At 69.6% G+C, this 22,385-nt stretch carries 19 protein-coding genes; 12 read left to right on the forward strand and 7 right to left on the reverse strand.

The window, feature by feature from the left end; all coding sequences use genetic code 11:
- Positions 1-2 precede the first annotated feature (2 nt).
- The 3 genes from HNQ09_RS14650 to HNQ09_RS14660 all read left to right on the forward strand — a co-directional run bounded on the left by HNQ09_RS14650 (position 3) and on the right by HNQ09_RS14660 (position 6,244).
- On the forward strand, positions 3-1,988 hold the full coding sequence (locus HNQ09_RS14650; RefSeq protein WP_184030810.1) for a UvrD-helicase domain-containing protein: 1,986 nt from the start codon (positions 3-5) through the stop codon (positions 1,986-1,988).
- 1,454 nt (positions 1,989-3,442) lie between these two features.
- Entirely contained in the window at positions 3,443-4,540 is a 1,098-nt protein-coding gene (locus HNQ09_RS14655; RefSeq protein WP_184030811.1) for a phospholipase D-like domain-containing protein, read from the forward strand.
- A 957-nt stretch (positions 4,541-5,497) separates the two neighbouring features.
- Positions 5,498-6,244: a hypothetical protein gene (locus HNQ09_RS14660; RefSeq protein ID WP_184030813.1), complete on the forward strand. Its 747-nt coding sequence runs from the start codon at positions 5,498-5,500 to the stop codon at positions 6,242-6,244.
- Here the strand turns inward: HNQ09_RS14660 and HNQ09_RS18985 are convergent.
- Positions 6,228-6,908, reverse strand: a complete 681-nt coding sequence (locus tag HNQ09_RS18985) for a hypothetical protein (RefSeq protein ID WP_246363390.1) — start codon at positions 6,906-6,908, stop codon at positions 6,228-6,230. The genes HNQ09_RS14660 and HNQ09_RS18985 overlap by 17 nt on opposite strands.
- Positions 6,909-7,133: 225 nt before the next feature.
- Here HNQ09_RS18985 and HNQ09_RS14670 point away from each other — a divergent pair, with 225 nt between their 5' ends.
- Complete coding sequence (locus HNQ09_RS14670) at positions 7,134-7,514, forward strand: hypothetical protein (protein ID WP_184030815.1); 381 nt, start codon at positions 7,134-7,136, stop codon at positions 7,512-7,514.
- A gap of 544 nt (positions 7,515-8,058) precedes the next feature.
- Here the strand turns inward: HNQ09_RS14670 and HNQ09_RS14675 are convergent.
- The 3 genes from HNQ09_RS14675 to HNQ09_RS14685 all read right to left on the reverse strand — a co-directional run bounded on the left by HNQ09_RS14675 (position 8,059) and on the right by HNQ09_RS14685 (position 10,824).
- Positions 8,059-9,180: an HNH endonuclease gene (locus tag HNQ09_RS14675; protein ID WP_184030818.1), complete on the reverse strand. Its 1,122-nt coding sequence runs from the start codon at positions 9,178-9,180 to the stop codon at positions 8,059-8,061.
- 325 nt (positions 9,181-9,505) lie between these two features.
- Positions 9,506-10,537, reverse strand: a complete 1,032-nt coding sequence (locus tag HNQ09_RS14680) for an excalibur calcium-binding domain-containing protein (protein ID WP_184030820.1) — start codon at positions 10,535-10,537, stop codon at positions 9,506-9,508.
- Positions 10,534-10,824, reverse strand: coding sequence for a DUF3006 domain-containing protein (locus HNQ09_RS14685; RefSeq protein WP_184030822.1), 291 nt, complete (start codon positions 10,822-10,824; stop codon positions 10,534-10,536). Before HNQ09_RS14685 ends, HNQ09_RS14680 begins: the two co-directional genes overlap by 4 nt.
- A 1,246-nt stretch (positions 10,825-12,070) precedes the next feature.
- On the opposite strand from HNQ09_RS14685, the gene HNQ09_RS14690 reads away from it, so the two are divergent.
- Both HNQ09_RS14690 and HNQ09_RS14695 read left to right on the forward strand, forming a co-directional pair.
- Entirely contained in the window at positions 12,071-13,114 is a 1,044-nt protein-coding gene (locus tag HNQ09_RS14690) for a hypothetical protein (protein ID WP_184030824.1), read from the forward strand.
- Complete coding sequence (locus tag HNQ09_RS14695; protein ID WP_184030826.1) at positions 13,111-13,737, forward strand: hypothetical protein; 627 nt, start codon at positions 13,111-13,113, stop codon at positions 13,735-13,737. Before HNQ09_RS14690 ends, HNQ09_RS14695 begins: the two co-directional genes overlap by 4 nt.
- Before the next feature lie 135 nt (positions 13,738-13,872).
- Here the strand turns inward: HNQ09_RS14695 and HNQ09_RS14700 are convergent, their stop codons facing one another.
- Positions 13,873-14,937 (reverse strand): zinc ribbon domain-containing protein, encoded by a 1,065-nt coding sequence (locus HNQ09_RS14700; protein WP_184030827.1) that lies wholly within the window; start codon positions 14,935-14,937, stop codon positions 13,873-13,875.
- 310 nt (positions 14,938-15,247) lie between these two features.
- Between HNQ09_RS14700 and HNQ09_RS14705 the strand changes: the two genes are divergently transcribed.
- The 4 genes from HNQ09_RS14705 to HNQ09_RS14720 all read left to right on the forward strand — a co-directional run bounded on the left by HNQ09_RS14705 (position 15,248) and on the right by HNQ09_RS14720 (position 17,975).
- A complete protein-coding gene (locus tag HNQ09_RS14705; RefSeq protein WP_184030830.1) occupies positions 15,248-15,469 on the forward strand; it encodes a DUF433 domain-containing protein in 222 nt (73 codons plus the stop codon).
- A gap of 1 nt (position 15,470) precedes the next feature.
- Positions 15,471-15,818 (forward strand): DUF5615 family PIN-like protein, encoded by a 348-nt coding sequence (locus tag HNQ09_RS14710; RefSeq protein ID WP_184030832.1) that lies wholly within the window; start codon positions 15,471-15,473, stop codon positions 15,816-15,818.
- A gap of 465 nt (positions 15,819-16,283) precedes the next feature.
- Positions 16,284-16,703, forward strand: coding sequence for an MbcA/ParS/Xre antitoxin family protein (locus tag HNQ09_RS14715; RefSeq protein ID WP_184030834.1), 420 nt, complete (start codon positions 16,284-16,286; stop codon positions 16,701-16,703).
- A gap of 126 nt (positions 16,704-16,829) precedes the next feature.
- Positions 16,830-17,975 carry a hypothetical protein gene (locus HNQ09_RS14720; protein ID WP_184030836.1) on the forward strand — a complete coding sequence of 382 codons (1,146 nt, stop codon included), beginning with the start codon at positions 16,830-16,832 and terminating at the stop codon, positions 17,973-17,975.
- Between the two features lie 172 nt (positions 17,976-18,147).
- Here HNQ09_RS14720 and HNQ09_RS14725 read toward each other — a convergent pair whose 3' ends face one another.
- Both HNQ09_RS14725 and HNQ09_RS14730 read right to left on the reverse strand, forming a co-directional pair.
- Positions 18,148-18,789 carry a metallophosphatase domain-containing protein gene (locus HNQ09_RS14725; RefSeq protein ID WP_184030838.1) on the reverse strand — a complete coding sequence of 214 codons (642 nt, stop codon included), beginning with the start codon at positions 18,787-18,789 and terminating at the stop codon, positions 18,148-18,150.
- A gap of 309 nt (positions 18,790-19,098) precedes the next feature.
- Positions 19,099-19,689 carry a 3'-5' exonuclease gene (locus HNQ09_RS14730; RefSeq protein WP_184030840.1) on the reverse strand — a complete coding sequence of 197 codons (591 nt, stop codon included), beginning with the start codon at positions 19,687-19,689 and terminating at the stop codon, positions 19,099-19,101.
- A 965-nt stretch (positions 19,690-20,654) separates the two neighbouring features.
- On the opposite strand from HNQ09_RS14730, the gene HNQ09_RS14735 reads away from it, so the two are divergent.
- Positions 20,655-21,311: a type IV toxin-antitoxin system AbiEi family antitoxin domain-containing protein gene (locus HNQ09_RS14735; RefSeq protein ID WP_246363391.1), complete on the forward strand. Its 657-nt coding sequence runs from the start codon at positions 20,655-20,657 to the stop codon at positions 21,309-21,311.
- A complete protein-coding gene (locus HNQ09_RS14740; RefSeq protein ID WP_184030844.1) occupies positions 21,304-22,263 on the forward strand; it encodes a nucleotidyl transferase AbiEii/AbiGii toxin family protein in 960 nt (319 codons plus the stop codon). The genes HNQ09_RS14735 and HNQ09_RS14740 overlap by 8 nt, the downstream gene beginning before the upstream one ends.
- Positions 22,264-22,385 lie beyond the last annotated feature (122 nt).

The raw sequence follows: 22,385 nt of genomic DNA on the forward strand, positions 1-22,385 counted from the left end.
TGATGGAGCTCACGGACGTCGAGCCCAAGGAGCGGGCGGCGATCCTGGAAGACCTCGCCCGGCTGGTGCGTCACCCCGACGGCCACGGTCTCGACATCGCCCGGGTGCAGAAGACCCGGCACCTGCTGCGGCTGAAGGTGCGGCGCTGGCGGGTCTTTTTCGCGCGCGAGGCCGCCACCATCGACGTCTACGCGGTCCGGCGCCGCCGCGGCGACAACGAGACGTACCGCAACCTGGATTTCGGCGGCGCGCCGCTCCCGGTGGTGGCCTCGCGCCTGCCGCAGGGCGCGCCGCTGGACGACCCGGAAGACGAGCACCTGCTCAACCCCGGGCCGCCGCGGCAGGACGAGTGCCTGCCCGAGCCGCTGGTCGAGGGCAGGCTCACCCTGTGGGAGATTCCCGACCCCTATCATCCCGCCCTGGTGCGGTGCCGCACGGCGGACGACCTTCTGGCGGCGCCGGTCCCGGCGGAGGTGGTGGAGGCGGTGCTCGGCCGCCTGTACCCCCGCAGCGCCGAGGAGATTGCCGAGCAGGCGCGGTACGCGGTGCCCTCGGTGGCGGTGCTGGAATCCTTCCTCGAGGGCCGGCTGAGTGACCTCCTGCTTCACCTCGACGAGGAGCAGGCCGCCGTGGCCGCCTGGCAGCGTGGCGGCCCCACCCTGGTTCGCGGGGGGCCGGGCACCGGCAAGACGGTGGTGGCGCTTCACCGCGCGCTGCACCTCGCCGAGCGGGGGGGCGGGGCACGCATCCTGTACACGACCTACACCACCACCCTGGCCCGCTACGCCGAGCAGCTGCTCTCCCGCCTCTGCGAGGAGCGCGGGCTGGACGCCACGCTGGAGGTCCGCACCGTGGACAGCGTCATCGCCCGCTACGCGCCCGGCGGGACCAGCACCGATGTCGGGGACCGCGCCGCCCGCGAGTGCCTACGGGAGGTGCTGCGGGAACGCCCGGACACTCGGCTCACCCAGCTGGGCGCCCGCTACCTCCTCGACGAGTTTCATGAGGTGATCGACGGCTGGGGCCTGACCCGCCTGGAGGAGTACCTCGCCGCGGACCGCCAGGGCCGCCGCCTGCCCCTTCCGCGGGCGGACCGGGAGCGCGTGTGGGACGTGTACCTGCGCTGGAGGGCGGCGCTGCGGGGCCGCGGCGTGGTGACCTGGCCCCAGCGCCGGGTGGTGGCCCTGGCCCGCATCCAGCCGGCATACGACGCGGTGGTGGTGGACGAGGCGCAGGACCTGCCGCCGACGGCGCTGCGCTGCCTGCTGAAGCTGGTGCGCCGCCCGGAGGGGTTCACACTGGCGGCGGACACCAACCAGAGTCTGTATCAGCGTGGCCTCTCGTGGCGGGCGATCGACGCCGCGCTCGACATGCGGGGCCGCAGCGCGGTGCTGCGCCGGACCTACCGCAGCACCCGTGAGATTCACGGGCTGCTCTCCGACCTCTCGGCGCATCCCCACCTCGACGTGGAGGAGCTGCCGCTGGAGCCTGTGCGAACAGGACCCCGGCCGCTGCGCCTGACCTTTGGGGGGGGCACCGACTATGACCGCCTCACCGCGTGCATCCTGGAGCAGTGTCGCCTCCACCGCATCCCGCTCAGCGGGGTCGCCGTCCTCGCGCCGACCAACGCCCTGGCGGAGGACGCCGTGACGGAATTGAACGCCCGGGGCGTGAACGCGGTTCACGCGCGGGGCGATGACCTGGACCTCGACTACCCGGCCGTGAAGGCCCTGACCCTGCATTCCGCCAAGGGGCTCGAGTTTCCGCTCGTCGTCGTGACGGACCTCAACGAGGGGCAGCTGCCCCGGCGCGTCCGGGACGTGCCCCCAGAGGAACACGCCACCTACGAGGCAAACGACCTCAGGTTGCTGTTCGTGGGCTGTTCCCGGGCCATGCGGCAGCTGGTGGTCACCCACGACCGGGAGCGCCCCAGCCCGTTCCTGCGGGGCATCGCGGCGGAACGTTGGGGCGAAGACCGGCCTGGGTGATCCCGGTGTGGGGCGACGGGCGATGGGTGTGATCAGGCCCGGTGGGGAGGGGCGTTACGGCCTGACGCGGGGAATAGGCCGGCCGGGTCTATCGGGGAGTGCCTGGCGTCGTTCGCCAAGCGGCCCTCGCCCGGAAGATCCCCATGACCGGGCGCAGCGACACCGGTGTCTCCGACCTCGCCCGCCGCGCCGGCTGGCAGGACGCCGCGAAGTGCTCCCTGCACCGCGCCTTTCCCGGGGGTAGCAGAGACGCAGGTTGAATGCTCACCAGGAGCGGAACATCCTAGTGGACGAGTCCGCCAGGGCATCTTCGTCTTCCGGGTCTCCTGCGGCCTCCACAGTCGCCAGGTCGGCCTGCCGCTGTACCTCCCAACCTGGGGGCGTGGCTGCGGACAACAGAGGAGCAGGCTCAGGCAGCAGCTGACCCTCCACGGTACTGAGCAGGGCCCACCTCGTGGCGCGGGTGAGGCCGACGAACAGCATCTGGGGAACCTGCATCTGAGCGACGGAGGGGGGGTCAGACGGGGCAGGACCACCGTGTCAAAGGTCATCCCCCTGGCGGCCTGGTAGGTCATCAGCTTGGGGAGGTCCGAGCGAAAGTTCAACTCCTGCAGTCCGGGAAGCGGTTGAGACACCACCACCGGGATCCCGGCCTCGCGAAAGGCATTGCTGGACCCCTGAACCTGCCGCCGGGTGGGGAACAGGACAGGCACACGTTCGCCCTGCTGCACGCGTGAGGCGACCACCTCCGTGATGCGGGCGGTCTCCTTGGCCGCGTCCTGGGCCAGAAACAGGACCGGGGTCTGCCGCTCGACCTGCTCCTCGCGCACCTGCCGCAAGAACAGCTTCCGTTCCTCCGAATCCGCGATGAAGGTGCTGGCCAGGGCCGCGAGGTGCGGGCTGACCCGGTAGGCTTCAAGCAGATGCATGCGGCGCTGCGGGTCACGGAGCGCCGCGGGCACCTCGGCTTCGGTCGTGCCCTGCGCGTACAGACGCTGCTTGCCTTGCTGCTGGGGGGGATGACACCGGGCAGCACTCCGCCCCGTGGAGAGCCCCGCGGTCAACCTGCAACTCACCCCGGACGCTGGGGAAAGCGGGCGCTGCTTCCATAGGTTCTGCCGCCGACTTCGCCACCGTTCCCCCCGGGACTCTTCTCCAGGTTCCAGGTCACCGTCTCCAACGATTCGGCAGACGCGGTGCACAACGCGGTGGGCGGGCCGTGACGCCTTTCACGCGGGTGCCCCACCCCTGTTCCCTGTTGGTTCCTGCCCTGCGCTTGGCCAGGCCTACGCCGAACGTCCGTGGCAAGGGCGGAGTTTCCCCCTGCGCAGATGCGTCCGCACCAGCCCCTTGCGGATGCCAAGATGCGCTCATCTCACCCGTGGAGGCTCCTTCTGACCCGTTTCCTTCCCCATGCCCGTCCTCCTGAGCCCTCTGCCCCCACCCGCGACCCCGTGCACATTGGAAGCGGCTGGCAAACGGCGCTGGCCGACCTGGAAGGCCCCGGGCGCCGGTGGCTGGTGTCCCCCTGGGTCAACAGCGGCGACACCGACCTGCAGGGCCTGCTGAACCTGGTCCGGCCCGGGGACCGACTGCTGCTGCGGGGACGCCCGGAGGACTTCCTGCACCGGATGTCGAGCTTCGGCGCCGTTGAGCAGTTCCTGGCCCGGCAGGTCGAGGTTCAGCGGTTTTCCCACCTGCACGCGAAGGTCTACGCCCGTGAAGAGCCGGGGGGAGGCGTGGTGTGGCTGGGCAGCGCCAACCTCACCCGCCGCGGCCGGCAGGGTGACACGCGGGCCCACGGCAACTACGAGGCGATGAGTGGCCCTCACCTGCTGACCCCCACCGGGCTTGGGCAGCTGCAAGCGCTCTGGGCGAGGAGCGTGCCCTTCGACCGCGCTGCCATCGAGGGACAGGTAGGCCGGCTGCGCGAGGAGCGGGAGGAGTACGCCACGCTGCTGGGTGAGCAGGCCCTCACAACCCTGACGTTGCAGGTGGGTTTCAAGCTGCTGAACGGCCAGCTCACCCTCTCGCCGAAGTGGCTGGGGATGCCACCTCTGCCGGGTGTGACCTACCCGGCGGTGAAGTTCGTCACGGGCGACGTCGACCTCGCCCGGCGGCTGCGGCGGCTCAAGCACCGGGCGCAGCGTGGCCTGCGCCCCCTGGCGGTCCCGGTCGACGGATCACCGGGGCTGCACGTTCTTCCGGTCACCAACCGGGACGCCGTAGAACGGGGGCTCCGCTCTCTGCAGCGGCAGGCCCAGGACGAGTTGGGGCCGCAGCTGGACGCGCAGAGGCCCGGCCTGAAGGCCAGATTCCTGGAGCGCTTTGAAGCGGCGTTCCTGGAGTTCACCCGGGCCCACCGCGCCCAAGCGCGCCCGCTGGCTGAGCTTCTGGTTGAGGCGAGCGAGGCCTTTGACGCCTACATCGGGCAGGACCCCTTCGCGCTCGCCGTGCGGTTCGGCGTTCCCCTGCCCAACCTCCACGACCCCTACGACCCGCTGGCCCAGAGTGTCATTCAGGCCCACACCCTGCCGCGCCCCCTGCGGTAGGGCTGCTGCGGGTCCAGTGGTCCGCCGCCAGTGACGTCCTGGCGCACCGCGTCAGGGCGGCGGGGCAACCCGTGGGGCCGCCGATGGGCCCACGTCGGGCACCGGCGGTGGCGAGCACTGGCATGGCGGGCTTGCCTCAAGCCCGGAGCGGACTGTGGGCGCTCCAGACGGGCTCCCCGTTCTCCTGGCAGGCCCGGTGCCATGAAGGGGGTAGCCCCGTCATGCTCTCCAGGCGGTGCACGCGCCTGCCTGGCCCCCCGGTCCCTCGTCCGCAAGGCGGGTGGTGCCCTTCTCTGGCCGCAGTGGTGTGGTGGAACCTGGAACCGCAGCATTCCGCCCCGTACCCCAGGTGAATACTGTTGTGGAGGAGCCCAGTCTGGCGAGCCCCCCCGCAGAGGCGCTCCTCCGGAATCGGCGCCGGGAGCGCGCCCCGGGGGTCGCCGCCTGTCCCCCGAACATCGCCAGACCCAGACATGGTGTCGGCGTGAATCGTCCCGCCGACCCTGCCGAGCTCCGCGAGGGACCAGTGTTGTGGGCCACGGCACCTCTGCAACAGGCACCGCACGTGTGTCGGAACGGGGGGCCTCCGTAGGGCGCGCCCGTTCCGACTCACATGCCGACGTGCCGGCCTGAAGACGGCCAACGCCTCTGGGGGAGCGTGACCGCCCCGACGGCGGCACATGGCATGGCCAAGGGGCCCCGCAGCCCCTCGCGGGTAAGCCCCCAAAGCCCGACTCCGGCTGACCTTTGGACACTGCGCCCGGTTGTCCCCGGTGTTCCCCTCCCGCGGAAGGGCTGCTTCCCCGGCCACCGGCCACAGCGGTCCGGGCCCCGGCGTGAAGGGGAGGGAGGAAAACCGGGAGACAGGGCCGAGGATCGCCCACCTTACTGCTGCCTGTCAGGTTCCTGACGGCAGTCCCCCACGTATGTTCCGGCCGTTTCACCTACCGTGAGGCCATGCAGCTGAGTGAAGCGGAGCAGGGCGCCCTCATGGAGGTCGGGGACTTCGGCGCCGTCACGGCCGGGCGGTTAACGGAGCAGCTGGGAACCCGGACCCCGTGGCGCCGGCTGGTCACCGCCGGGTTGCTCAAGGCGTGCCGCACCCAGCGGCTCGGCGTCGTCCTCGGCCTCACCGACCGGGGGGCCCGGGCGTACACGGAGCTCAGCGGCGAGCCCGCCCCGTACGTCCGCGCCCCCGGCAGCCTGACCGACCGGGCGTTTCAGGTGGAGGCCCTCTCTGCGCTGAAGGCCGAGGGCTACCGGCTGGTTCAGGCCGACCGCAAGCTGGGGGGCGGCGTGCGGGGCGGAGCACCGACGGACCTCTTCGTCCGCTTCCACCTGCGGGTGCCGGAAGCGCAGATGGAAGCGCTGGAGGCGTACTGGGGCGAGGGCCGCCCCTTCGGAAAGGGCGAGACTTACCAGGCGGTGCTGGGGCACCCGGTGCTGTACGCGAGCCTGTCTGGGAACGGCATCCAGGTGAGCGGCGCGCGCAAGCTGCTCTCGCAGCACGCGGGCCACATCACCGAGTGGCGCTACCCCCTGCTCATCGCGGTGCCCGAGGAGACCCGCGAGATGCGGGCGTACCTGCGCCGGGTCGAGGCCGAGGACCGCGCCCGTTGGGGGCGGTACGCCGCATCGAGGACGCGGGCCGATCAGCCGTACATCCCGCCGGTTCGGCTGCTGGTGGTCAGTCCGCCGCAGTGACCTCCGGCCCGAACGACCCCCGCGCCTCGTACGGCTTGTGGCAGCGTGGCCGGTTGCAATACGGGTCGTGTGCCGACCAGAAGTCCACCCACACCACCCGCACCTCCCGCAGCCCCGGCAGCTCGCCCGCTCCGTGCAGCTCCCGGGCCAGGTCCAGGATGGTGGGCACCCGGCCGTGCACGCTGATCCCCCACAGGGCGGCACCGTAGCCCTGAGCGGCGAAGGACCGGAGCTTGTCCCGGACCCGCGCCGCCGGGTAGCCCGCGTCGAACTCGACCGCCCAATCCCGGGCGCGGTTCTCCCCGGGGCTCAGGATCTCCGCGTCCGGGAGAGCCCCCCGGCCGCGGCCCTTGAGCGGCGTGAGGGCCCAGCGCTGCCCGTCCTCGCGGCTGACCCGGAAGAGCACCTCCGTGAGACCGGCGGTGTGCATCAGGTCGCGCCGCGGCCAGGTCAGCGTCTCGCGCTTCAGGGCGACGAACGTCAGGTCCGTCTCGCTCATGACCTGCGTGGTCCGGGTGCGGCAGGTCAGGGTCTGCCGGGGCAGCTTCAACCCCCGCGCTGCGCCCAGCAGCCCGGAGCGCGTGAGCTGGGCCGTGGTGACGACCGGGCTGAGGTGTAGGAGGGTCCGGAGCCGCTGCTTCTGCTGGGCGGGATGCTCGGCCATGCCCCATGCTGGCAGGTCGGACGGGGCGTATGTTGGCCGGAAGGGCTTTTTTGCGGCGGCGGCGGGGAGAAGTGGGAACGGGAGGGTGCCGGGGGGAGTGGGTCAGATGATGGTTTTGTCGCCCGCAAAACCGTAACTGTTGCCGGTCATGACCCCCCGTGTCATGGCGGACAAAAAAAGAACGGTTTCCCAGACAGAAAGCACGGCTGGACGATACACTGAGGCATGTTGGCCTCCGAACTCTCCCGGGAACTCAATGTCGACGCCAGTGTCGTGTCCAAGCGCCTGAAGACGTACTGCGCCATGCAGGGGATGGAACGGCCGCTCAGGCTGGACGAGCAGGTGGTCGGACACATGCGGGAAGTCCACAGGCTGCTGAGCGGGGGCACAGCACAGAACACCCAGGAAGCGGTGCAGATGGTGCTGGGCACCTATGTTGAGTCCGTGCCGCCCGCCATCGCCCTTGACATCGTCCAGCGACTGGAAGCACTGGAGAATGGTCAGCGCCTCCTCATGGAGCAGATGACCCGCATGGCGGACTACTGGGAGGAACTCCGCAACCGGCGAAGCGCGGCGGTGGCCCAGCGCCAGGGCGACGGCACCTAGACGCCAGGGAGGCCAGATGCGGCCCTCCTCCCCAGGGTGACGGGGGCCGCTGGTCGTTCAGCCTCTCTGGGGCCGCCCAAGGAGGGCAGAGCGGCCACCCGACGGTGGGAAGGCGCCATATGGACGGCAGGGAGCAGCGCTGGGTCGTCCGACCTCTACTGTGCCTGGAAGACGAAGCAGGACTGGCCTCCGGAGGGCCCGGCCTTTCAGCTGCTGAAGGCGGGTCGTGCCTGTTTGGGCGTGCCGCGGGTGCCGCCTCCCCTCACCCCGGGTGGTGGTGTGAGGTCGGTCGGCTGCGCCTCACCACAGGCGTCATAGGCCCCCACGCCTGCTGGACCTGGGTGGGAATGGCGCCCGCGCCCCAGCGGGATAGTGGGCCCCACGGCAGGGACACGGGTGAGACGGCGCGCTGGCCATGCCCAGGGTGGGGAATTGGCCGGGCCGGGGTCAGCGGCGGCGCCTGGGAACAGATCCGCTCGGCCCCCACAAGGAGGTCGAACTGGTCACCGCGGCTCCTCCGGCAGGCGGGGAACGGCGGTCGACCTCAGTAGCGGGGAACGTTGCGCGCTTCGGCCACGGCAGCTGCCATCTGCACGACCCGCCGGGCGAGCAGCGGGGGAGCCAGAGGCAGGCCGAAGCGCGCGGAGGCGTCTGCCTCCAACGCCTGGGCGAGGGGGGCCGCCTGGCCGTACCCCTGATAGGTCGCCGTGAGTTCCGGAAGAGCCTGTCCGAGCCTGTGCGCGTTCGGGATGCGGTCACGCTTGACGTGCATGTTGTGGGCCGGATCGCTGGGAACCAGATTCCAGAGTTCGTTGATCGGGTGGACCGACACCGGGATGATGTGGTCGAGGTCGAACGCCCCGGGAACCAGGCGCGTACCCGTCCAGGGGCAGTGGAAGCCCTGTCCCTCCAGCATCAGCAGCCGCACATGGTGCCGCTCCCAGGTCAGCGGCAGCCGCGCCGCGGGGGAGGCGCTGAGCAGGGAGAAGACCTCCCCCCGGGTGACGGCCGGTGCCTGCTCCACCCGCTCGACGAACAGGCTCCACTCGTGCACGCACAGGGCCTCGACCCACAGGCTCATCGCCTGCAGCGTCCCCCACAGGGCGCCCGGCACGGTGAAGGCGAGCTCCTCGGGAAGAGTTCCTGGCAGAGGCTGACCGGCCAGGTCGCGGGCGGCCGCCGGCGGACTGAATACCCCGTGCTGCCCCCCGGGCCCCGCGTACCGGACGGGCTGCCGCACCGCCCGGGCCACGCGCCCGAGAACGTGAACCGTCATCGCCTGCAGGGCGGGCGGCAGCTGGCCCCGCCCCGCCCGGTAGGCCGCGAGGAGGAGCGCGCCGTCCGCCGGATCGGCCCGGGTATGGGGAAGCGCCTCCCACGCCCCGCGCAGGGTGGTGAGCGCTTCCCGAAAGCTGATGTCCTGCCGCTGCTGGCCGTCGCGTGTGGCGCGCGCGCCCTGGTAGACCGGCCGGTTCCCCACGAAGGGCCAGTAGAAGACCAGCCAGCGCTCGGCGACCCGGCGCAGCGGCACGACCACGTCCCGGGCCGCCTCGAGGGGATGCTCCAGAGCGAGGTCGTTCAGGGCGCGGACCAGGGCGAACTTGTAGGTGTTGGCCTTCGCCTCATGGCGCAGCAGGCCCGCGAGCAGGGCCCGGTCCTCATCCATGCGCAGCCAGTCCGGGGAGGACAAGCCGGAGCCTCCGCCTCACCAGGGGCTCTGGCCGTGGGGGGCGGGCGCGGATCCAGGCCGCCGTCTGACGGGCCAACGACTGCATGCCTCAGGCTAAGGGAAAGGCAGCCGGGGGAGGCTTAAGGAGCAGGCGGACCACAGCACGGGTTCCGAGGGGCAGGGAAGAGGTGACTCTGGAAGCGACAATCACCCCGGTGAGGCGTCCGGAGGATGTCGCCCCGGACGGGCCCTGCCCGAATGGTGCAGGATGCCCGCGCATCGGGAGGCGGTAGCTGGGAGACGACGCTCCGGGCGGGCAGGTCTACTCGCAGGCCACGCCGTCCCTATCCCGGTCCAGTGCCGGGTTGTAGCCGGGCTGACCTCGCCGCAGGGGCGCTGCCTCCGCCGCCCGAGCCTCCGCACATGAGCGGTAACCGGGTGTGGCGGGCGTGGGCGGAATCGCTGGTGGGCGCGCTGGGGCGGCCGCGGCTGCAGGACTCGCCGCTGAACGGTTCGCGGGCATCGGCGCGCCTCTCTCCGTGAGGATGGCAAACCTCCCTCCAGGCTGCACCACCACCGTCACCGTGCCCTGCAGGTCCGTGCGGTACACCGCCGCGTTCACCCGCCGGTACAGAGCGAGCGCCTCCGCCGTGGGATGCCCGTAGTTGTTCGGTCCTACGCCGATCACGACGTTCCTCGGCCGGACCGCCGCCAGCCACGCCGCGCTATCGCCGTTCTTCGCCCCATGGTGGATGCTCTTGTACACGTCGACGGGTCCCAGGAAACTCGCCGGGTACTTCTTCAGCCACGCCTGCGTTTCAGCCGTTTCGCTGTCCCCGGTCATCAGGGCCCGGAAGGTGCCGTACTGCACCAGCAGGCCCACGGAGTTGACGTTCTGCTCGCGGGGCATGCCCGGAGGCGGCGCGAGGACCGTGACCTTCACGCTGCCCAGGTTGATCACCTGGTCCCGGGCGACCAGACCCTGCGTTCCCGCCTTCTGCGCCGCGGACACCAGCGTCCCCCAGGCCTGGGTGTTGGCGGCGAGGCCGTTGTTCAGAAAGAACTTCGGCCTGTACAGCGTCACCGCGGGGGTCAGCCCGATGATGTGGTCCGCGTCCCCGTGGCTGGCCGCGACCAGGTCCAGGCTCTTCACGGCGTACTGCCGGAGCAGGGCCTGCATCCTGGGCTCACTCCTCCCCCCGTCGTACAGGAGGCTCTTCCCCTCGGGGCTGGTGATCAGCACGGCGTCCCCCTGGCCCACATCCAGGAAGCGGAGGGTGAGGACGCCCGGGTTCGGTGCCTGGGCGGAGGAGAGACCCAGGGACAGCAGGGCCAGGGTGAGGAGGCGCTTCACAGGTCGATCTCCTGCGCCGTGCCGCCGCTGTTCAGGGCGTCGAGCTGCGCCTGGGCCTGCCGGCGCCGGGTGCGGGTCAGCTCGTGGTCGATCTCCATCTCCAGGTCTCCTCCCTCGACACGCAGGCGAATCACATCCCCCTCGCAAACCCCGCGCGGCAGGGAGGCCAGGGGCCAGTCCTCGAGGTGGCCGTCTTCCCGCTCGACCCGCGCCAGACCTCCCTCGACCGCGTCCACGACCAGCGTGCTGGCGAGGATGTCCGGGGCGACCTGCTCTTCTCGGCTCATGCCGCAAAGTAGCGCACGGTCAGGCCGCATGTCAGTCCGCGTCATGAAGCGAATCCTGCTGTTCAGTTATGGTCATGGCTTTCACGACCTGCGGCACACGGCGGCGAGTCTGCTGATCTGCCGGGGCGTGCGGCCCAAGGTGATGGCGAACCGCCTGGGTCATGCCGATGCCAGCTTCACCCTGAAAGTGGACACGCATGTGTACGACGACCAGCGGGCGGCGGCAGCCCTGCCCCTGGGAGAACTGCTGGGGGCGGAGGGCCGGGGGAGCTCCCCGGTCCCGCCCCCCCGCGTCGGCCGCCGAAGTGGAACACGGCCTGGAGGCCTTCCAGAGGCTGCATCAGGCGCTGGGCGCGTTCCTCGAGTCAGCGCCCGACTGGGCGATGACGACGCTGCAGGACATGATCCAAAGTTCTGGCCGCTGTTGATGGGCAATGGTGAGCGCACGCGCCAGGCTGCCTGAGTCTGGCGTCGCCGGAGCCTCTGGCTCGGCGGATTGGCATGCTGCTCGATTCACCCCTGCGGGTGCTGCCCACCATGGGCCGCCCCGAGCAAGGCAGCACGGAACTCTGCGGCGGAACGTGAGCCGCATGTCGGCGCCCAGGAGAAAGGATGCGCCGGTCTGTCCTGCTGCCGTCCCGGCGCGCCAGGTGGTGCATGGGCAGCCTTCTCTCGGGTTTGTCTGATGCCGACAGTTTTTCAAAACAGACGGTCATGGCGCCCGCCCAGGTACCGGGGTTTACTTCCGCAGGCTCCGGCCCGGGTGGCATTTCGGCTGGAAGCTTGTCCTGATGCAGGCCTGGGCCTGTGAAGTGGCAGCCGTGAGCTCTCCACCAGCAGAGCCGGCCGGGCACCGTCAGGTGCCTGTCACGTGCCGCGCCGCTCTTCCTTTGCACAAGCCCGTTCCACATGGCCCTACCCCCCGGACTTGCTAGGAAGGAGCGTCTGCGCTAATTTAAAATGGCATCCTAGCTGCTTGGTATGACAGCTCTCCGAGGGACGCGGAGGGGTACTCATGCCAAGTCAAATTCATTTGCTATGTCAGGCCAACGATGGGCGCGCGGAACGCGCCGGAGTCGTTGGCCTGCTGTGCATGCCTGCGCGGGGGCCACCCGGCCTGATGTCTTGACGGTCAGAAGTAGGCCGCCGGGGGAATGACTGGACGCCATACCCCGGATCCTGAGCACACGCTCGGGTAGGCCCGGTCAATGCACTTCATGGGCATAGCACACGAGGGAATGTTTGTATGAGTCTTTTTCGTCGGCGTGAAAAGACAGGTCATTTCACGATGGTGGGCAACCAAGCTGTCCGCGATTCTAACCTCAGCCTCAAGGCAAAGGGGCTGCTCGTCCTGATGCTGTCGTACAGCGAAGGGTGGGTGTACCGCCTGGTTCACCTTGAGAGGCAGTCGGCCGATGGGCAACACGCGACCAAAACGGCGCTGCGTGAACTGATGGCTGCCGGTTACGTCGTTCGGGAGCGGCAGCGGGCGAATGACGGCACCTTTCAGTGGCTCTACACGGTGGACGATGAGCCGTTCGCGGCTCCGTCAGAAACCACCCCCCAAGTTTCCACCGGTGGAGTTTCCACGGGTGAACCTGCCATCGGTGGAAACTCCACCCCTAAGAAACCCAAGGCACGAAAATCAAGCAGCAAGAGAGAAACACCTTCCCGCGCTGACGCGCGCGGGGAGCCGCCTGCGGCAGAGCCTCGGGTTCCGGAAGGTCTGGGGGGCCAAGCCGCCGACGCGGGTCCGCAGGCCGTCTCGGGCACGCCTCACGGCGTGGCGGCTGACGCCGCGGGCGGGGCCCCATCGTCCTTCGTGGCGGGTGCTGAACCGTCCACACGCCATGACGTTGACGCCGCTACCCCTGCAAAAGGTTCCGCCGGCGCGGCGCGGCCCGAACCGGACCATCAAACCATGGTGAGGGCCATCCGTGAGGCGCTGTACCCCGGTACGGCCCACTGCGCCGACAGGATTGAGCGGCAACTCGCTGCGGCCAGCAAACAGCTGCGCGGCGCCGGACTTGATTCGGGCGCCCCGGCCCTGATCGTGGCGCACATCCGCACCCATCATCCCTGGCGCACCCATGTCTCGCCCGGGACGCTGGTGGAGTACAGCGCTGAGTGGGCCAGCGCACGGGCCAACCCGGACCTGGCGCTTACCCGTTCGCAGCCTGCCCGTTCCCACCCGGTGAGCCGCCCGCAGACCACAGCGGAGGCCACCCAACGCAGCGTCGATACCGCCAGCGCCGTGCTCGCGCATCTCCACCGCCGGGGGCTCTCGTGATCGACTCCGTGACGTTCGCCACCGAGTGGGCCCTGCTGGAGGACCGGTTTCAGACCCGTCACAATCCCGAGACAGCCGCGCGGTACCTGGAGGACCTCTCGCAGGAGCTGGACACCGAGCAGTTCCGGATGGCCTGCGGCCGCGCTTTCCGGTTTGAGACCTTTTTCCCATCGCCGCAGTGCCTGATCGACCACGCCCTCGGCGACTTCCTGAACCGGGCCGAGGACGCCTGGGATGACCTGATGGGACGCCTGGCAGGTGGGAGCGACGTGATCACGGCGCCCGGCACCCTCGAGCGGCAGATTCTCGCTCGGCTGGGGGGCTCGCGGGCACTGGCTGAGGCCAGCGACTATGGCCGCCGTGATATGCGCGAGCAGTTCATCCGCCGGTATGCCCGGGCCCTGCGGAGCAGGACCATGCCGGGGCTGCCTGCCACGCGGGCGCTCCCCGTCACCCCCCCGGCGCCGTCGCCCCTGTCCCCGGTCCTGCCGGCCCTGCCTTCGCCGCGCGGCAAGACGATCGATTTTCTCAAGATGGCGCGCATGATTGGGGTTCCCGTGTCCGGGGACGGAGTGGTGGCCGTGGAAGGAACCCTGGATGACACCCTATCTTCATCTTCGTGAAGCAGTGGTTACCTAACTTGTATTTCTTCGCCCTTGGTTGAGCAAGTTCTGCATGCTCCGCTTGCCCGTCCCTTGGGCGCAGGAGAGATCCGTCAAGTGCCCCGCGCGTCAGAGCGTGTGCCCGAGCCCCGATCCCTATGCGGCGCGGCGCCAGCGCTTCGCCTTGACCATTCCGAGGCGCATGATGTTGCGGGTGGCATTGCGGTGCGCATTCATGCGCCGACGGCAGGTGGGGCAGAAGAAAATGTCCCCGTCGCGGTGGCCGAAGGGATGGCCAGGGCAGTACGAGCAGCGCAGGCTGGTGTGCCTGGGGTTCACCTTTTCAAGGCCAATGCCAGCGAGCTGGAGGCGGGTGTGCATCCAGCACTCGTGAAAGTCCAGCACACCGTTCCGCCGCGACCGTTGGACGAACGTAGGTTTCATGTCCTTGTAGCGCAGGTCCTCCGCGTAGACGTAGAACGCGTGCCGGCACAGAAAGTCGGAGACCCGCTGGAGCTGCGCCTGGTGCCAGGAGAAGACGATGCGGTCGAGAAGCCGCCGGGCCTGGGGCGACAGCCGGGACCGGACCTGCCAGATGAGGTCGGTCTCGCAGGGCTGCGTGCGGTGGGCCCGCTCCTCGCTCGTGGACGCGTAGACCAGGGGCTTGCTGCCCAGGTCGAGGCTGACCTCGAGGCGGTGCGTGAAGAGGTCCGGCTGCGTGGCCTGCACCTGGAAGAAGAGCACCAGGAACCAGTCGTCCCCGCTGCGCTGCAACACCAGCCGTTCCCGGTCCCACACTGCGGAGAACAGGCTGTCGGGCTGAACGAGGCGGGGTTGGGCATCAGGCTGCGGTTCCTGAGCCACGGCCGATTCGAGGAGCCGGGCGGCCTCAGTGACCGAGAGGGTGGGAGAGCGCAGGGCGACGCTCAGCTCTTCCAGACCAGGATGCTGCTGGAACCGCGGCGACTGCCGCACGAGGGCGGCATACTCGCTGGAAGGCAGGCGATACAGTTCGGTGTGCAGGGCGACGTCTCCGTACAGCAGCGTGCTGTCGCTGAGGGCTTCAAGCAGTTCCGGCTTTGCTTCGTAAAGCAGGCCAGAGGCCCGGTCGTGCTGCAACCGGAGCTTGGGGTTGCCCTTGAGCTGGCCGCTGCGGATCAGGGCTTGAAGGGTCGGGTACGAGTGGCGCTTGAGTTGCAGGATGTGGTGAACGGTACGCATGAGGCTCCAGGCAAGGCAGACGGGCAGCCTTAGCCGGCTGCCCGAAGGGAGGAGGGATCAATTGGCCAGGATTCAGAGCGGCGGGGATGCCGGTGAAGCTGGCCGAGGATGATCCGAGGGTGGACGATGGGGGGGCTGGGTTCCCCTACCTCCCTATGCCGGGCCGCGCAGCGGTCCGGACATCACGCGCTGTTTCCGCTGCTGCGGTTTTGAAAGCGAGGCGTCCCCCACCTGCCTTTGTCGGCGGATTCGCCCTGAGGAAGGGACGAAGCGCGTGCCGTTCCAGCGTACCGACCGGTACACTGAGCCCATGAGCCTCCTCGACCGGATCACCGTCGACCCGCGGCAGTGCGGTGGACGTCCCTGCATCCGCGGAATGCGGATCCGGGTGAGCGACCTCCTGGACCTGCTGGGCCAGGGCGTTCCTGAGGGGGAGATCCTGGAGGACTACCCCGATCTCGAGCGCGAGGACATCCACGCCGCGCTGCTGTATGCCGCGCGCTACCTGAATCATCCGCGTCTGAGCGCCTGAGATGCCGGAAAATCCCTACTGGCTGGATGCGCAGCTCCCGCCGCAACTCGCGCCCTGGCTGACCCAGACGTTTGGTGTACCGGCCTACAGCGCGAGCTACCTGGGTTACCGGGATGCCAGCGACGACGAAATCTTCCAGGCCGCCCGGGAGGCTGGGGCCGTCGTCGTCTCCAAGGACAGCGACTTCCTCGACCGGGTGACGCGGCTGGGACCCCCGCCGCAACTGCTCTACGTGACCTGTGGGAACACCAGCACCCGGTTCCTGAAAGACGTGTTCACCCGGGTGTTCTCTGAAGCCCACCGCCTGCTGGAGCAAGGCGAACCCGTGGTGGAGATCGGGGACCGGTAGGTGTCGCTGAGTACTCGCGAGGCTGACCAGGCTGCTTCAAGGCGCTTGGTCAAGAGGCCAGACTGGGCGTTCAGAGTCGAAAAGATGGAACACGGCGGCGCCAACAAATCTGTCTAGGCAGGGACCGGAGAAGATCGCTTTGCGCAGATGGCCGGACAGAGCGGGCTGGAACCGCCGGAACTGGAACACTGGTAGACCCGGCTCGGCGACTTCTGGGCACAACTGGATGTTGGGGGGCAGTGAGGTGGGCCGCCTTGTGGAGCTGACCAGGGGCGTACGCCCACCAGGTGCCTCTGGTGGTGCTGCGGCCAGTGCGCGGCGTTCAGGGCCCGGCCGTCCTGTTGCGTCCTGTAGGTTCAGACCCGACCGTCTGCATCCCGTCCACGAATGGCGCCCGGGCGAGAGGCAGGGCCCGCCGTGCTGGTGCTCTGGCGAGCCCTGCCAGCCCAGCGGCACAATGGCGGCATGACCGTCGCACCACACGTGCAGGGCGAGGGGCTCTACCAGCAGATCGTGCGGGGGCTGATCGGCCTCGAGGCCGAGGCCGCCGAGCGGTTGGTCGTGGAGGGTGAGGGTCTGCCGCTCCTAACCGTGGCGGCCGCGCGACAGCACCTGAAGCCGTTCCTGGGAGTGGGCCAGCCTCCCGCCTTCCTCCGCGGGTGGCGCGGGACAGTCAGCGTCCGGATGCTGGACGACCTCCTCGCCTTCTGTCGCCTCTACGCCGACGTGCGGCTCGTCCTCAGCGAGGAAGACGCCGCTCGCTGGCTCAGCCGTCCCAACCGCCACCTGGAGGGCTGGAGCCCGCTGGACCTGCTGGCCAGCCGCGTGGGGGAGCGCCGGGTCCGGGCGTACCTGGAGGGGCTGCTCTCCGGGAACTACGGGTGAGGGTGGAGGCGGGAGAGGTTGGCGGGCACGACCACGTGCGGGAGGCGATGGACAGGTAGGCGCCCCGGGGCTGACGTGCCCGGCGGACCGCCTTGACCGCCGCCCCCGTCCCCCTCACGCTGGAGCATGACCCGACGCTGGCCCTCCCGCGAGGAGCTGTACGACCTGGTGTGGTCCAAGCCCTCCGAAGAGGTGGCGGCCGACCTCGGCATCACGGGTACGGCCCTGACCAGGGCCTGCGCTCGGCGCAATATCCCCAAGCCTCCCCGCGGCTACTGGGCCCGGCTGCGGGCGGGACAGCCGATGAAACGGGTCCCCCTGCCGAGGAGCGAGACTCCGCAGAAGAAGGCCAGGCCGCAGCGGTCCGCCTTTGTGCCACCCCCTGTGGCGCAGATGTCCCCCCGTCCGCGGGTGGTGCAGCGGACCGAGCGGGCCTACGAGGGGGCACAAACCGACGTGTGGGGCCGCCTCGCCCCCTCCTGGACCGGCACGTCCGAGTACCTGGACCTGATGGTCTCCCGAGACGCCCTGCCGCGGGCCTTGCAGGTCATGTCGCGGCTGATCGAGGAGGCCCGCGCCTCGGGGATGACCGTCACGGCGCAGCACCGCTCGACCTTCCTCGAGGTGGGGGGCGAGCAGGTCCGGCTGCGCCTCAAGGAGAAGGTGCAGGCGCAAGACGGATTGCCCCTGTTGCCCGCCCGCTCTACCTGGGACACGCCCTCGCGGCAGAAGGCGCAGGGAACGGGGGAGCTGAGCCTGCTGGTGTTGGACCCCACGGGGGACGTGCCCACGACCGGCTGGCGCGACGGACCCCTCCCGCTGGAAGACCAGGTGCCCCGGATCATCGCCGCCTTCCGGGCGGTGCCGGGGCGGGCCGAACAGCGGCGGCAGGCCGAGGCGGTGGCAGCCGAGCGCCGACGGCAGCAGGAGCTGGAGACCCAGCGGTTGCGAGCGCTCGAGGCGCAGCGGCAGGCGGAACTCCGGCGGCGGCGCGAGGAGGAGCAGGCCTGCCAGGAGACGCTGCTGGCCCACGCCCAGCGCTGGGAGGAGGGCCAGCGGCTGCGGGCCTATCTCGACTGGGTGCGGACCCAACTGCAGAGCTCCCCTAACGCCAGCACGGAGGCGTTCCAGGGATGGCTGGCGTGGGCCGAGCGGGAACTCCTCGCGCTAGACCCCGTTCGCAGCGGGGAGCTGACGGCCCTGACCACCCGGGTGCAGCGGATGACCGGGTGGCCGCCCCTCGAGGAGGTGATCCCCGACTCGCGGCGTTGAGGGAGAAGACGTGTGGGTGCGCCGTTCCCAATGGACCAGCGGTGCAATGACCGGTGCTATCTCCAGCGTGGGTTGGTGGGCGGGCACCGGCATTTCCCACTTTCTGGTGCTCACGAAGCGACGGTCCGGCAGCACAACTGCCCCGAATAGCCGGTGCGGCGGGTCGTCGCGCCTACCCGCTCACCTCCCCCACGTCGACCACCTGAGGTGGCTGGCTCACCCGGTAGCGCGGGTCGCACACGGCAGCGTTGAGGTACTGCACGCCGCCGCGCTCCTCCCGGCCGTACCCCTCGTGGATGTGCCCGAACACGTGGACCCGGGGACGCAGGCGCTCGATCACCCGGCCCAGGTGCGGACACCCGACGGCCTGACCCTCCGTCAGCACGCGGTCAAGGATGCCCCGGGGCGGCCCGTGGGTGACCACGACGTCCACCCCCGCCGGGAGCTGTCCCCAGTGCTGGCGCAGCTCCTCGTCGGTGCGGTTGAAGGCCCAGCCCATGAACTCGGGCGTGACGGGACTGCCCCAGAACCGCAGGCCGTCCAGCTCCACCCCCGAGTCGTTGAGGTAGGTGACGTTGTCCGGAATCAGCCCCTCGGCGAGGTGGGGCGTGCGCTCGAAGGCGAAGTCGTGGTTGCCCGCGATCATCACGCGGTGCCGGAAGTCGCCGACCCGGCCGAACCAGCTCAGGAAGCGGCCGATCTCGTCGAGCCGCCCGCGACCGCTCACATCCCCGGCGTGCAGCAGGACGTCCCCGGGCGGGAGACGGACCTGGTCGTGCAGGCCATGGGTGTCGGAGAGGCAGACCAGTCTCATGGGCAGGCTCCTCTGACGAGCTCATGCCTGGTGTGCGGAGGGGAAACACGCCCCCACCAGGAGGAGTTGTTCCGGTGGCTAGGCTTCACCGCCCCAGCGTAGCCCCTGAGCTGCGACGGGGCGGCCCGATGTGCCCTGGTCCGCACCTTCCGGGCCCTGCACGAACGGGGACGGCGGCCCGGCTGTGGTCGCGTGACCAGACGACCAGGTGCTCCAGCAGTGCTGATGACCTGGCCCCTGGCTTCCAGCTGTGCTTACAGGGTTGGACGTGCCCGGCCGTCCAGCGCCATAAGCACGCCCGGGTGCGTATCAGAGCAGGCCCAGTTCCTGATCAAGGTCGATCAGGGCTTGCAGGGCCGCCTCCTGCCACACCCCGTCGCGCACCATGCGGGCAATGAGCGCCGCGATGTTCCAGGCGTCGTCCGCCCCCCGGTGGTGGGTGCCCTCCAGCGGCAGCCCCGCGTGCCTGAGCGCCCGGGCCATCCCCGCCCGCCTCAGCCCATACCCGGCCGCGTACACCCCCTTGGCATTGGTGTGACCCACGCCGAATGGGGAGGGGACTTCTTCCCCGCACTGCCGTTCGAACTGCCAGCGGTCATAGTCGCCCCAGCTCGCCCACAGGCGTGAGGCACTGTCAAAGTCGCGCCGCAGCACCTCGCAGGCGTCCTGGAAGCGGAGACCCGTCGCCACCTCTTCGGGCGTGAGGCCGGTCAGCCCGGTACAGAACTCGCTGACCTCGGAGTGCTCGGGGCGTACAAGCAGGCTGCGCTTCTCCACCCGTTCCAGGGTGCTCAGGTCGAGAACGCACACGCCGATCTCAATGATCTCGCTGTATTGGCCTGGCGGGGGCTCACCCGCCCAGCAGGTGGCCTCCACGTCGATGACATTCAACAGGGGCATCAGCTGTACTCCTCCCCGGTGACGGCGAACGCCACGTTCTACATCGAGACGGCAGTGGCGAGATACCTGGGTGAACATTCCGGCAGGATCCCGAGGACGTCTTACGGGGCCTGCCTCGACCTGCTGACCGCTGCCAAAAGGACGGGGTCGGCGCGGGCCTTCTCGCTGCGCGAGAGGCTGCTCCGGCACCACCAGGCGGCGTGACGGTTGGGGCACACGACCTCCAGCTTGAAAGCTTATTCCGCATTCGATACCCGGAGGAAGGAGGGGCTACCGGCCGCGTTTGACCCGTCCTCCACCTTGTCGAAACTTCCCAGCAGCACCTCGATCCCACCCAGCGCGAGGTGTAGACCCGCCCCGACATTCACATGGGGCCTATTGGCCTCCGGAACTCCGGGGTCCGCATCCGCACGGTCCACCCCGCCTCCCCCTCACGCCCGGCGTTCGGAGAGGTGCGTTGGCACGCGAAGAGCTGCCGTTCGTGCACGCCAGCGTTGCGTGACACCTACTCGAGTGCGGCGCTCTCCGGCACCCGTCGAAGTCCGGGAGGGCCGGGCTCACTGCCCGGCACAGAACGCGAGAGAGGTGCCGCTCCCCCACCCCTGCTCGCGCCGCAGGGTGTCCACCGATCTCAGGAAGCGCCGGGGCAGCGCCAGGCTTACTTGTGCCCCGGCGCCCGAAGAGGCGCTCAAACCACGAGAGGCGCGGCGGGTGGTTGGCCGCGATGCCGTGTTCCACTGCTTCTCCTCCTGCTTCTGCCGCTCGCGGAGCCCCTCGACCTCGCCGCTCCCGGCGGACCTCCTCGGCGTCGAGGATCGGCAGCACGTGCGTCTCCAGAGAGCGCCAACTGAAGGAGAGTTTTCCTCCAGCTCCTCGTTTCGGGACGGCTATCCTCTCGGGTCCTTGGCCCCCACAAGCAAGAGGTCTGTAGAAGGTGTTCAAAAGTGATAGCTTTTAAGTCAATCATGCCTGAAGCTTTGAACACTCCCCTCGAGCGACGTTGGGCCACGTTTCGGAGGCGGACTCCTCCCGAGCGGGCGCGCCTGGTGACCGCGGCCCAACTGAAGGAGGCGGGATTCCAGGGCGTGGAAGTCACCCGTCTGGTGGAGCGGGGCCAGCTCGAACGGGTCGAGCGTGGTGTCTACGCGCTTCCCTCGGCTGGCGGCTCCGCCAGCAGCCACGCCGAGCGCCTCGCCGAATTACAGCTCCGTTTCCCCAAGACGGTCGCCTGTCTGGAAAGCGCCGCGAGTCTCCTGCGCCTCACGACCGCCGAGCCCCTTGAAATCGACCTCGCCCTACCCAGGAGGAGCGTCGGCCGGACCCCCCAGGCCGATGGCGTTCACTTCCACTGGATGACCGACGAGATCTACCTCCACGGCCAGACCGTCGACACCAGCACTGGCACGCCCATCCGCACCTTCGATGCGCCAAAGACCGTGGCCGACTTCTGCGCCCGCCGCCACAAGCTTGGCCGCGAGACCTACCTGACCATTCTCAAGGCCTACTTGGAGCACGGCGGACTGGGCGGAACACCGGGGGCGACCTCACCCCTGCTCGCCGCCGCCCGGGTGTGCCGGGTGGAGAAGGTCATCCGGGCCGACCTGGCGGTGCTGCGTGCCTGACAGGTTCGTCAAGAACCCGGTGGCCAGCATCGCCGCACGCCTGAAGAACGAGGCCACTGCCCTGGGTCTCACGCCCGCGCAGCTTCAGGTCATGCCGCTGCAGATGGCCTACGCTCACCAGGGCTTCCTGGGCCGCCTGGACCTGAGCCCCCACGCCGAGCGCTTCGTCCTCAAGGGCGGCGCCAGCCTCTTCGCCCGGTACCGCGACCTGGGCCGCCCCACGCGCGACCTCGATCTCGCCGCGCAGGGTCCTCCGGCCACCCCCGAGGAGGTCGCCGGGTGGATTCGGGAGATCTGTGCACAGCCTTTCGGGGACCACCTCCTGTTTCCCCCGGAGGAGGTGCAGGTCCGCAGCGTCGCCCCGGAGTCGGCCGCCCATCCGGTGGTCAACGTCCGCCTCACCGCACACCTGGGGACGTCCCGCCAGCCGGTCGAGCTGGACGTCTCCTTCGGGAACGTCATCCACCCCGGGGCCTGCCTCCTCGAGTACCCGCGGCTGGTGATCCCCGAGGCCGTGCGCCTGCGGGCCTACCCCCTCGAGCAGGTCGTCGCGGAGAAGTTCGCCGCCATGGTGGAACTGAACGTCGCCAACACCCGCATGAAGGACTTCCACGACCTGTGGCAGATCGCCCGGCACGATCCGCCCTCTCCCCTCCCGGGCGAGAGTGCCCGCGGCATGCCCGCCCGCGAGTTGGGCGAGGCCATGGCGCGGAGTTTTCAGGTGCGAGGGACGCCGCTGGCCGACCTGCCGTTCCTGCTGGGTGAAGATTTTGCTACTGATCCAGCCGTCACCGGTAACTGGGCGCGTTACCGCAAGAAGAATGCCTGGGCGCGGCTGCCGGACTTTCGGGACGTGATGGGGGTCATCCGGGCCTTTCCTGGAGTGGTCGCCACCACTCTCCCTGAGCGGATGACGGGAAGCTGGGACCCTACGGCCCTGCGGTGGAGGTGATGCGGAACCGGCCCGGCTGGTGTTCCCCCAGACCCACGGGCGGAGCGGGTCTCCTGCGGGACAGAGTTGACTTCCCTCTGGGCGCTCCCTATACCTCCGTCGACAGTTCCCACACCGACCTC

Origin of the sequence: Deinococcus budaensis (assembly GCF_014201885.1) — a bacterium.
GTDB classification, from domain to species: Bacteria; Deinococcota; Deinococci; order Deinococcales; family Deinococcaceae; genus Deinococcus; species Deinococcus budaensis.

Coding starts and splice junctions, on each gene's coding strand:
- HNQ09_RS14650 (WP_184030810.1), top strand. CDS start 3: ATGGAGCTCACGGACGTCGAGCCCAAGGAGCGGGCGGCGATCCTGGAA.
- HNQ09_RS14660 (WP_184030813.1), top strand. CDS start 5,498: ATGCAGCTGAGTGAAGCGGAGCAGGGCGCCCTCATGGAGGTCGGGGAC.
- HNQ09_RS18985 (WP_246363390.1), bottom strand. CDS start 6,908: ATGGCCGAGCATCCCGCCCAGCAGAAGCAGCGGCTCCGGACCCTCCTA.
- HNQ09_RS14670 (WP_184030815.1), top strand. CDS start 7,134: ATGTTGGCCTCCGAACTCTCCCGGGAACTCAATGTCGACGCCAGTGTC.
- HNQ09_RS14675 (WP_184030818.1), bottom strand. CDS start 9,180: ATGGATGAGGACCGGGCCCTGCTCGCGGGCCTGCTGCGCCATGAGGCG.
- HNQ09_RS14685 (WP_184030822.1), bottom strand. CDS start 10,824: ATGAGCCGAGAAGAGCAGGTCGCCCCGGACATCCTCGCCAGCACGCTG.
- HNQ09_RS14690 (WP_184030824.1), top strand. CDS start 12,071: ATGAGTCTTTTTCGTCGGCGTGAAAAGACAGGTCATTTCACGATGGTG.
- HNQ09_RS14700 (WP_184030827.1), bottom strand. CDS start 14,937: ATGCGTACCGTTCACCACATCCTGCAACTCAAGCGCCACTCGTACCCG.
- HNQ09_RS14705 (WP_184030830.1), top strand. CDS start 15,248: ATGAGCCTCCTCGACCGGATCACCGTCGACCCGCGGCAGTGCGGTGGA.
- HNQ09_RS14710 (WP_184030832.1), top strand. CDS start 15,471: ATGCCGGAAAATCCCTACTGGCTGGATGCGCAGCTCCCGCCGCAACTC.
- HNQ09_RS14715 (WP_184030834.1), top strand. CDS start 16,284: ATGACCGTCGCACCACACGTGCAGGGCGAGGGGCTCTACCAGCAGATC.
- HNQ09_RS14720 (WP_184030836.1), top strand. CDS start 16,830: ATGACCCGACGCTGGCCCTCCCGCGAGGAGCTGTACGACCTGGTGTGG.
- HNQ09_RS14725 (WP_184030838.1), bottom strand. CDS start 18,789: ATGAGACTGGTCTGCCTCTCCGACACCCATGGCCTGCACGACCAGGTC.
- HNQ09_RS14730 (WP_184030840.1), bottom strand. CDS start 19,689: ATGCCCCTGTTGAATGTCATCGACGTGGAGGCCACCTGCTGGGCGGGT.
- HNQ09_RS14735 (WP_246363391.1), top strand. CDS start 20,655: ATGCCTGAAGCTTTGAACACTCCCCTCGAGCGACGTTGGGCCACGTTT.